Annotated in this window: 8 protein-coding genes and 1 rRNA gene (1 of these 9 running past the window's edge); 7 read left to right on the top strand and 2 right to left on the bottom strand. The window is 69.2% G+C overall.

The features are described 5' to 3' along the window. From RZ84_RS26370 to RZ84_RS26380, 3 genes are all read left to right on the top strand, one after another. Window positions 1-1,268, top strand: a 1,268-nt coding sequence (locus tag RZ84_RS26370; protein ID WP_043270887.1) for a M16 family metallopeptidase, incomplete at its 5' end; no start/stop codon positions are given. A gap of 57 nt (window positions 1,269-1,325) precedes the next feature. After that, on the top strand, window positions 1,326-2,078 hold the full coding sequence (gene dapB / locus RZ84_RS26375; RefSeq protein WP_043266383.1) for a 4-hydroxy-tetrahydrodipicolinate reductase: 753 nt from the start codon (window positions 1,326-1,328) through the stop codon (window positions 2,076-2,078). 5 nt (window positions 2,079-2,083) lie between these two features. Next, window positions 2,084-2,560: a tetratricopeptide repeat protein gene (locus RZ84_RS26380; RefSeq protein ID WP_043266384.1), complete on the top strand. Its 477-nt coding sequence runs from the start codon at window positions 2,084-2,086 to the stop codon at window positions 2,558-2,560. Between the two features lie 40 nt (window positions 2,561-2,600). Here the strand turns inward: RZ84_RS26380 and RZ84_RS26385 are convergent, their stop codons facing one another. Beyond that, a complete protein-coding gene (locus tag RZ84_RS26385) occupies window positions 2,601-3,158 on the bottom strand; it encodes a PH domain-containing protein (protein ID WP_043266385.1) in 558 nt (185 codons plus the stop codon). A gap of 116 nt (window positions 3,159-3,274) precedes the next feature. Continuing rightward, entirely contained in the window at window positions 3,275-3,514 is a 240-nt protein-coding gene (locus RZ84_RS26390; protein WP_043266386.1) for a hypothetical protein, read from the bottom strand. A 232-nt stretch (window positions 3,515-3,746) separates the two neighbouring features. Between RZ84_RS26390 and thyX the strand changes: the two genes are divergently transcribed. The 4 genes from thyX to RZ84_RS26410 all read left to right on the top strand — a co-directional run. Further along, window positions 3,747-4,493, top strand: coding sequence for an FAD-dependent thymidylate synthase (gene thyX, locus RZ84_RS26395; protein ID WP_043266387.1), 747 nt, complete (start codon window positions 3,747-3,749; stop codon window positions 4,491-4,493). 207 nt (window positions 4,494-4,700) lie between these two features. Then, a complete protein-coding gene (dapA, locus tag RZ84_RS26400) occupies window positions 4,701-5,600 on the top strand; it encodes a 4-hydroxy-tetrahydrodipicolinate synthase (protein ID WP_043266388.1) in 900 nt (299 codons plus the stop codon). Window positions 5,601-5,713: 113 nt separating this feature from the next. After that, window positions 5,714-7,399 (top strand): ribonuclease J, encoded by a 1,686-nt coding sequence (locus RZ84_RS26405; RefSeq protein WP_043266389.1) that lies wholly within the window; start codon window positions 5,714-5,716, stop codon window positions 7,397-7,399. Between the two features lie 602 nt (window positions 7,400-8,001). Beyond that, window positions 8,002-8,223: ribosomal RNA gene (locus RZ84_RS26410) — 16S ribosomal RNA — on the top strand (it continues 1,120 nt past the right edge of the window).

Consider the following 8,223-nt stretch of genomic DNA (forward strand, 5'->3'; position numbering starts at 1 on the left):
CGACCCTCCCCGGCGGCCTGCGCGTCGTCACCGAGACGCTGCCGTCGGTCCGCTCCGTCACCTTCGGGATCTGGGCGCACGTCGGCTCCCGCGACGAGACCCCGTCCCTCAACGGTGCCACCCACTACCTGGAGCACCTGCTCTTCAAGGGCACCGAGCAGCGCACCGCCCTGGACATCTCCGCCGCGATCGACGAGGTCGGCGGCGAGATGAACGCCTTCACCGCGAAGGAATACACCTGCTACTACGCGCGGGTGCTGGACACCGATCTGCCGCTGGCCATCGACGTGGTGTGCGACATGCTCACCGGCTCACTGATCGAGACCGAGGACGTGGACGCCGAACGCGGCGTCATCCTCGAAGAGATCGCGATGACCGAGGACGACCCGGGCGACTGCGTGCACGACCTGTTCGCGCACACCATGCTCGGTGACACCCCGCTCGGCCGGCCCGTACTGGGCAGCGTCGACACCGTCAACGCCCTTACGGCCGACCGCATCCGCCGCTTCTACCGGAAGCACTACGACCCCACGCACCTGGTCGTCACCGCCGCCGGCAACGTCGACCACGCCAAGGTCGTCCGCCTGGTCCGCCGCGCCTTCGAGCGGGCCGGCGCGCTCGGCCGCCCGGACGCGGCCCCGATGGACCCGCGCACCGGCTCCCGCGCCATCCGCACCGCCGGACGCGTGGAACTCCTCGGCCGCAAGACCGAGCAGGCGCATGTGGTCCTGGGCGTACCGGGCATGGCCCGCACCGACGAGCGGCGCTGGGCGATGGGCGTACTGAACACCGCCCTGGGCGGCGGGATGTCCTCCCGCCTCTTCCAGGAGGTCCGCGAGAAGCGCGGCCTGGCCTACAGCGTGTACTCCTTCACCTCGGGGTTCGCCGACTGCGGGCTGTTCGGCGTCTACGCCGGCTGCCGCCCCAACCAGGTGCACGACGTCCTCAAGATCTGCCGCGACGAACTCGACACGGTGGCGGCCGAGGGCCTCACCGACGACGAGATCCGCCGCGCGATCGGCCAGCTGCGCGGCTCGACGGTCCTCGGCCTGGAGGACACCGGGGCCCTGATGCACCGGCTCGGCAAGAGCGAGCTGTGCTGGGGCGAGCACATGTCGGTCGACGAGATGCTCGCCCGGATATCGGCCGTCACCCCGGACGAGGTCCGGGAGGTGGCCCGTGATGTCCTGGGCGCACGGCCCTCGCTGTCCGTCATCGGCCCACTGAAGGACCGGCAGGCGGCCCGTCTGGACGACGCCGTCGCCTAGGCGACGGCGTCGGCACCGTCCGCGGGTCACCGAACCACCAAGAGAGAGCGGAAAACGATGAGCAAGCTGCGCGTGGCCGTCCTCGGAGCCAAGGGACGCATCGGCTCCGAGGCCGTACGGGCCGTCGAGGCCGCCGAGGACATGGAACTGGTCGCGGCCCTCGGCCGGGGCGACAAGCTGGAGACGCTGGTCGAGGCCGGCGCCGAGGCCGTGGTCGAACTGACCAACCCCGGCGCGGTGATGGGCAATCTCGACTTCTGCCTGCGGCACGGGATCCACGCCGTGGTCGGCACCACCGGCTGGACCGATGAGCGCCTCGCGCAGCTGCGCACCTGGCTCGCCGCCTCGCCGGAGGCGGGCGTGCTGATCGCGCCGAACTTCTCCATCGGCGCGGTGCTGACCATGCAGTTCGCCCAGCAGGCGGCCCGCTTCTTCGAGTCCGTCGAGGTCATCGAGCTGCACCACCCCAACAAGGCGGACGCCCCGTCCGGCACCGCGGCCCGCACCGCCGCACTGATCGCCAAGGCCCGTGAGGAGGCCGGCTGCGCGCCCCAGCCGGACGCCACCAGCACCGCGCTGGACGGCGCCCGCGGCGCGGACGTGGACGGCGTCCCGGTGCACTCGGTACGGCTGCGCGGCCTGCTGGCCCACCAGGAGGTGCTGTTCGGCGGGGTGGGCGAGACCCTCACCATCCGCCATGACTCCCTGCACCACAGCAGCTTCATGCCGGGCATCCTGCTCGGCGTGCGGCGCGTGGTGAACACCCCGGGCCTGACGGTGGGCCTGGAGAACTTCCTCGACCTGGGCTGACGGTCATGGGTGGAAAGATCACGTACATCTTCCTCGCCGCCGTGCTGGTGCTGGTCTTCGGCGTGGTGGCGATGGAGGGCGTACTCCTCCTGCTGACCGGGGAGCCGGCGGCCATGGGCATGGGCGCGGTGGCCTTCGTCCTGCCGTGCATCGGCGGCTGGTTCCTGTGGGCCAACACCCGCTTCGCGCGCAGCGCCAACCGGCTGGCCCGCACCCTGGAGGCCGAGGGCGGCCTGCCGGTGGACGACCTCCTGCGGACCCCTGGCGGCCGGATCGACCGGGACGCGGCCGACGCGGTCTTCGCCCGGCGGCAGGCCGAGACCGAGGAGGCGCCGGGCGACTGGCGCACCTGGTTCCGGCTCGCCGTCGCCTACCACGACGCCCGGGACACCCCGCGCGCCCGCAAGGCCATGCAGCGCGCCATCACTCTGCACGACGCGAAGCCGCCCCGCCCCGACAACGGGCCCGTGCGAACGGTCTGAGCCCCCGCGGCCCGCGGGAACCGCCCCTGGACCCCCGGGCTCAGGGGCGGTACTCCGCCGCCCACGCCTCCAGCACGTCCGCGGCCCGCTCGAACGCCTCCGGGCGCGACAGGAAATCCCCGTTGTGGTCGGTGACCAGGGCCCGCAGCGATCCGCCCCGGTCCCGCTCGACGATCAGCGCCTGCCCCTGCACGGTCCGGGGGAGCCCCAACCAGCGCACCGGCTGCTGGGTGGTGCGCACCGCCGCGACCGCGCTCCACGGCAGGGTCGTCGTCCGCAGCAGATGCACCTGCCGCAGCCCGCGCGCGCTCACCCACACCCCGACGCGGACCAGCCGCAGCGCCAGGGCGATCACCAGAGCCGCCGCCACCGCACACACCGCCGCCCCGGGCAGCGATCCGGCGAGCGCGATGATCAGCGCGGAGAGCAGGACGAACGACGCGAGCAGCAGAAACACCGCCGCCGCCGCTACGCGCCACGGTCCGGGGCGGTAGGGACGGCGCCAGTGGTCGGGCTCGTCGTGCGGCAGGGCGATCGACTCCGCCGCGCGGCCGTCGGTCTTGAGGGCGCGGTCGGCCGTCAGGAAGGGCAGGGGCACGGCTGATCCTCACTCCGGCTGGTCGGCACGGAACGGCATGCTGACGAAAGCTGTGACCGGTGAGGCTATCGGGACTGACGGGGCGGAACCACCTGATGGCCCGCCCCGTCGGACCGTCAGCGGTGTGCTGCCTCGGACTGGTGCACCCCGGTGGGGCCGGAGGTGTCCTGCTGAAGGGCGGGCAGGCCGAAGAGCAGCGCGCCTGCCAGCCCGCCCACCACGGTCAGCGTGATCAGCGACTGCCCGAAGATCTGCGCGCGCGAGGCGCGCTGGCGCGGCGGGGGAGTGACATTGCTGCGGAACCGGTCTGCCTCGGCAACGAAGGCGAACGGGACGGGCTCTCGCCGGCGGAACATGAGCGGGCTCTCCTAGGAACCTCGAAGTGGGCACTGTCACAGGGAAAGACGACTCGGACGCCCGATAGGTGCCCGTTTTCCGTGAGTTCTGTGAAAAATATCAACCGCCTGCAGCACAGCCGGCACCGGGGGTCCGATTTGTCGCTAACGCCGCATCAGCTCGCATTTCCTGCGCTGTCAGTGGCGGGCCGTAGGCTGGGCGCGCACGAGGATCGAACGGAAGGAACCGCCGGTGTCCCACACCCCCGAGAGCGCCGAGAGCGCACCCGTCAGCTTCCGCAGCGAGGTGACGGTCGAGCTGGTCAAGCACAGCGCCGCGGACAGCGACGTGCTGTGGGCGGCCCGGGTCTCCACGGCCGGCGAGCAGTCCCTGGAGGAGCTGCGGAAGGACCCGGAGCGCTCCAAGGGCCTGATCAACTACCTCATGCGGGACCGGCACGGCAGCCCGTTCGAGCACAACTCCATGACCTTCTTCATCAGCGCGCCGATCTTCGTCTTCCGCGAGTTCATGCGGCACCGCGTCGGCTGGTCGTACAACGAGGAGTCCGGCCGCTACCGTCAGCTGGAGCCGGTCTTCTACGTCCCCGGCGGTTCCCGCAAGCTCGTCCAGCAGGGCCGCCCCGGCAAGTACGAGTTCGTCGAGGGCACCCCGGCCCAGCACGAGCTCACCACCCGCGCCATGGAGGACAGCTACCGCCAGGCGTACGCGGCGTATCAGGAGATGCTCGCCGCCGGCGTCGCCCGTGAGGTCGCCCGCGCGGTGCTCCCCGTCGGCCTCTTCTCCTCGATGTACGCCACCTGCAACGCCCGCTCCCTGATGCACTTCCTCGGTCTGCGGACGCAGCACGAGCTGGCGAAGGTCCCCTCCTTCCCGCAGCGCGAGATCGAGATGGTCGGCGAGCAGATGGAGGCCCACTGGGCCGAGCTCATGCCGCTCACGTACGGCGCATTCAATGCGAACGGCCGGATCGCTCCGTAAAGCTCCGTAAAGCGCGGGCAACGAGCCGGGCAGCCGAGCGCGCGGCACAGACGTGCGAAGTGTCCGGATTGCGGCATTTTGAGAAGTTCATCTACGCTGAACAGACGGACCCGGCACTGCTTGAACCCCCGAGCAGGCAGTGCCGGAGTCCACATCCCTGCTCCCCAGAGGCACACCCCGAGGTGCCCTACGAGTAGCGTGGGACCCATGGCTCCGACTTCCACACCGCAGACCCCCTTCGGGCGGGTGCTGACCGCCATGGTCACGCCTTTCACGGCGGATGGCGCCCTCGACCTTGACGGCGCGCAGCGGCTCGCCGCACACCTGGTGGACGCCGGCAACGACGGCATCGTCGTCAACGGCACCACCGGAGAGTCCCCGACCACCAGCGATGCGGAGAAAGCCCAGCTGGTCCGGGCCGTGGTCGACGCGGTGGGCGATCGCGCCTTCGTCGTCGCCGGAGCCGGTACCAACGACACCCACCACAGCGTGGAGCTGGCCCGCGCCGCCCAGGACGCCGGCGCGCACGGCCTGCTCGCCGTCACGCCGTACTACAGCAAGCCCCCGCAGGAGGGGCTGCTGCGCCACTTCACCGCGATCGCGGATGCCACCGAGCTGCCCGTGATGCTCTACGACATCCCCGGCCGCAGCGGTGTCCCGATCAACACCGAGACCATGGTCCGGCTCGCCGAGCACCCGCGGATCGTCGCCAACAAGGACGCCAAGGGCGACCTCGGCCGTGCCAGCTGGGCCATCGCCCGCTCCGGCCTCGCCTGGTACAGCGGCGACGACATGCTCAACCTCCCGCTGCTCTCGGTCGGCGCCGTCGGCTTCGTCTCCGTCGTGGCCCACGTCGTCACCCCCGAGCTGCGCGCCCTCCTGGACGCCCATCTCAACGGCGACGTCACCAAGGCCACGGAGATCCACCAGAAGCTGCTGCCCGTCTTCACCGGCATGTTCCGCACCCAGGGCGTGATCACCACCAAGGCCGCCCTCGGCCTCCAGGGCCTGCCCGCGGGCCCGCTGCGGCTGCCCCTGGTCGAGCTCTCCCCCGAGGAGACCGAGCAGCTCAAGCGCGATCTCACCGCCGGCGGGGTACAGCTCTGAACACAGACTTCACAACTGAATACGGACCAACAACCGCCACATAGCAAGTGCACGAATGTCATGCGCGCCACGTGCCTCGACGGCAGCGTGGCGCGCATGGTGAGGAGAGTCTTTTGAGTCATCCGCATCCCGAGCTCGGCGCCCCGCCGAAGCTGCCCAAGGGTGGCCTGCGCGTCACCCCCCTCGGCGGCCTCGGCGAGATCGGCCGCAACATGACGGTCTTCGAATACGGCGGCCGGCTGCTGATCGTCGACTGCGGAGTGCTTTTCCCCGAGGAGGAGCAGCCCGGAATCGACCTGATCCTGCCGGACTTCACATCCATCCGGGAACGCCTCGACGACATCGACGGCATCGTCCTGACCCACGGCCACGAAGACCACATCGGCGGTGTCCCCTACCTCCTCCGGGAGAAGCCGGACATCCCGCTGATCGGCTCCAAGCTGACCCTGGCCCTCATCGAGGCCAAGCTCCAGGAGCACCGCATCCGCCCGTACACGCTGGAGGTCGCCGAGGGCGACCGCGAGCGCCTGGGCCCCTTCGACTGCCAGTTCGTCGCGGTCAACCACTCCATCCCGGACGCCCTCGCGGTGGCCATCCGCACCCCCGCGGGCATGGTCGTGCACACCGGCGACTTCAAGATGGACCAGCTCCCCCTGGACCGCCGGCTGACCGACCTCCCCGCCTTCGCCAAGCTCGGCGAGGAAGGCATCGACCTCCTCCTCTCCGACTCGACGAACGCCGAGGTCCCGGGCTTCGTCCCGCCCGAGCGGGACATCTCCAACGTGCTGCGCCAGGTGTTCGCGAACGCCCGCAAGCGCATCATCGTGGCCAGCTTCGCCAGCCATGTGCACCGCATCCAGCAGATCCTCGACGCGGCCCACGAGTACGGCCGCCGGGTCGCCTTCGTCGGCCGCTCGATGGTCCGCAACATGGGCATCGCCCGTGAGCTGGGCTACCTGAACGTCCCCGCGGGCCTGGTCGTCGACGTCAAGACCCTCGACGACCTCCCCGACGACGAGGTCGTGCTGGTCTGCACCGGTTCCCAGGGCGAGCCGATGGCGGCGCTGTCCCGGATGGCCAACCGCGATCACCAGATCCGCATCGTCCAGGGCGACACGGTCATCCTGGCCTCGTCCCTGATCCCCGGAAACGAGAACGCGGTCTACCGCGTGATCAACGGCCTGAGCCGCTGGGGCGCGGACGTCGTCCACAAGGGCAACGCCAAGGTCCATGTCTCGGGCCACGCCTCGGCCGGCGAGCTGCTGTACTTCTACAACATCTGCAAGCCGAAGAACCTCATGCCGGTCCACGGTGAATGGCGCCATCTGCGCGCCAACGCCGAACTGGGCGCACTGACCGGCGTCCCGAAGGACCGCATCGTGATCGCCGAGGACGGCGTCGCGGTCGACCTGATCGACGGCGTCGCCAAGATCTCCGGCAAGGTCCAGGCCGGCTATGTCTACGTCGACGGTCTCTCGGTCGGCGATGTCACCGAGACCCACCTCAAGGACCGCCGCATCCTGGGCGACGAGGGCATCATCTCGGTCTTCGTGGTCGTGGACAGCAGCACCGGAAAGATCGTCGGCGGTCCGAACATCCACGCCCGGGGCTCCGGCATCGACGACGCCGCGTTCGAGGCCGTCGTACCCAAGATCGACGAGGCCCTGGCCAAGTCGGCGCAGGACGGCATCGCCGAGCCCCACCAGCTCCAGCAGCTGGTCCGCCGCTCGGTCGGCAAGTGGGTGTCGGACAACTACCGACGCCGCCCGATGATCCTCCCCGTGGTCGTCGAGGTCTGACCCCTCGTCATCCGACGGCCCTCAAGTCGGAGCGGGGCGCCACGATTTGCATCCAGGCGCCCCGCTCCAGTACGTTTACGGCTCCGCTTGAACGGGAAGCACCGTACGCCTATGCGTCCGGCCCCCTTCCCCCGGATCAGCGGAATTCCGACCCAGAGCAATCTGATAAAGTCGGATCAGCCGAAAGGCAAACCCCCTCCGACGGGAAATCGGAACCGAATTCGAAACGGCTGCGACAAGCGGCCTGGAACGAAAAAGGATCTGATAAAGTCGGAACCGCGAGAAAGCCGAGGGGCCGGATCGCACCGGCGAAAATCGGAGCCGCGAGGATCTGATAGAGTCGGAAACGCAAGACCGAAGGGAAGCGCCCGGAGAGCCTGGTGAAACAGGCGCAAAGGAAGCGTCCGTTCCTTGAGAACTCAACAGCGTGCCAAAAGTCAACGCCAGATATGTTGATACCCCGTCTCTTTCATGGAGATGAGGTTCCTTTGAAAGTCCTCCCGAGTTTGGGAGGCACACACAGCGAGGACGCTGTGAACGACCGGGACTATTCCTCCTAGTTGTTCCGCTCAACGCGAGTGTCACCGGATTACCGGTAAACATTCACGGAGAGTTTGATCCTGGCTCAGGACGAACGCTGGCGGCGTGCTTAACACATGCAAGTCGAACGATGAACCGGTTTCGGCCGGGGATTAGTGGCGAACGGGTGAGTAACACGTGGGCAATCTGCCCTTCACTCTGGGACAAGCCCTGGAAACGGGGTCTAATACCGGATATGACACACGGAGGCATCTCCTGGCCCGCTTCTTCGAGTCCGTCGAGGT

The sequence above is a fragment of the Streptomyces sp. CT34 genome, from assembly GCF_000805335.1.
Classification (GTDB): Bacteria; Actinomycetota; Actinomycetes; order Streptomycetales; family Streptomycetaceae; genus Streptomyces.

Bases quoted from the DNA above. Each gene is read 5' to 3' on its own strand.
- dapB (WP_043266383.1), top strand. From the start codon at position 1,326: ATGAGCAAGCTGCGCGTGGCCGTCCTCGGAGCCAAGGGACGCATCGGC.
- RZ84_RS26380 (WP_043266384.1), top strand. From the start codon at position 2,084: ATGGGTGGAAAGATCACGTACATCTTCCTCGCCGCCGTGCTGGTGCTG.
- RZ84_RS26390 (WP_043266386.1), bottom strand. From the start codon at position 3,514: ATGTTCCGCCGGCGAGAGCCCGTCCCGTTCGCCTTCGTTGCCGAGGCA.
- dapA (WP_043266388.1), top strand. From the start codon at position 4,701: ATGGCTCCGACTTCCACACCGCAGACCCCCTTCGGGCGGGTGCTGACC.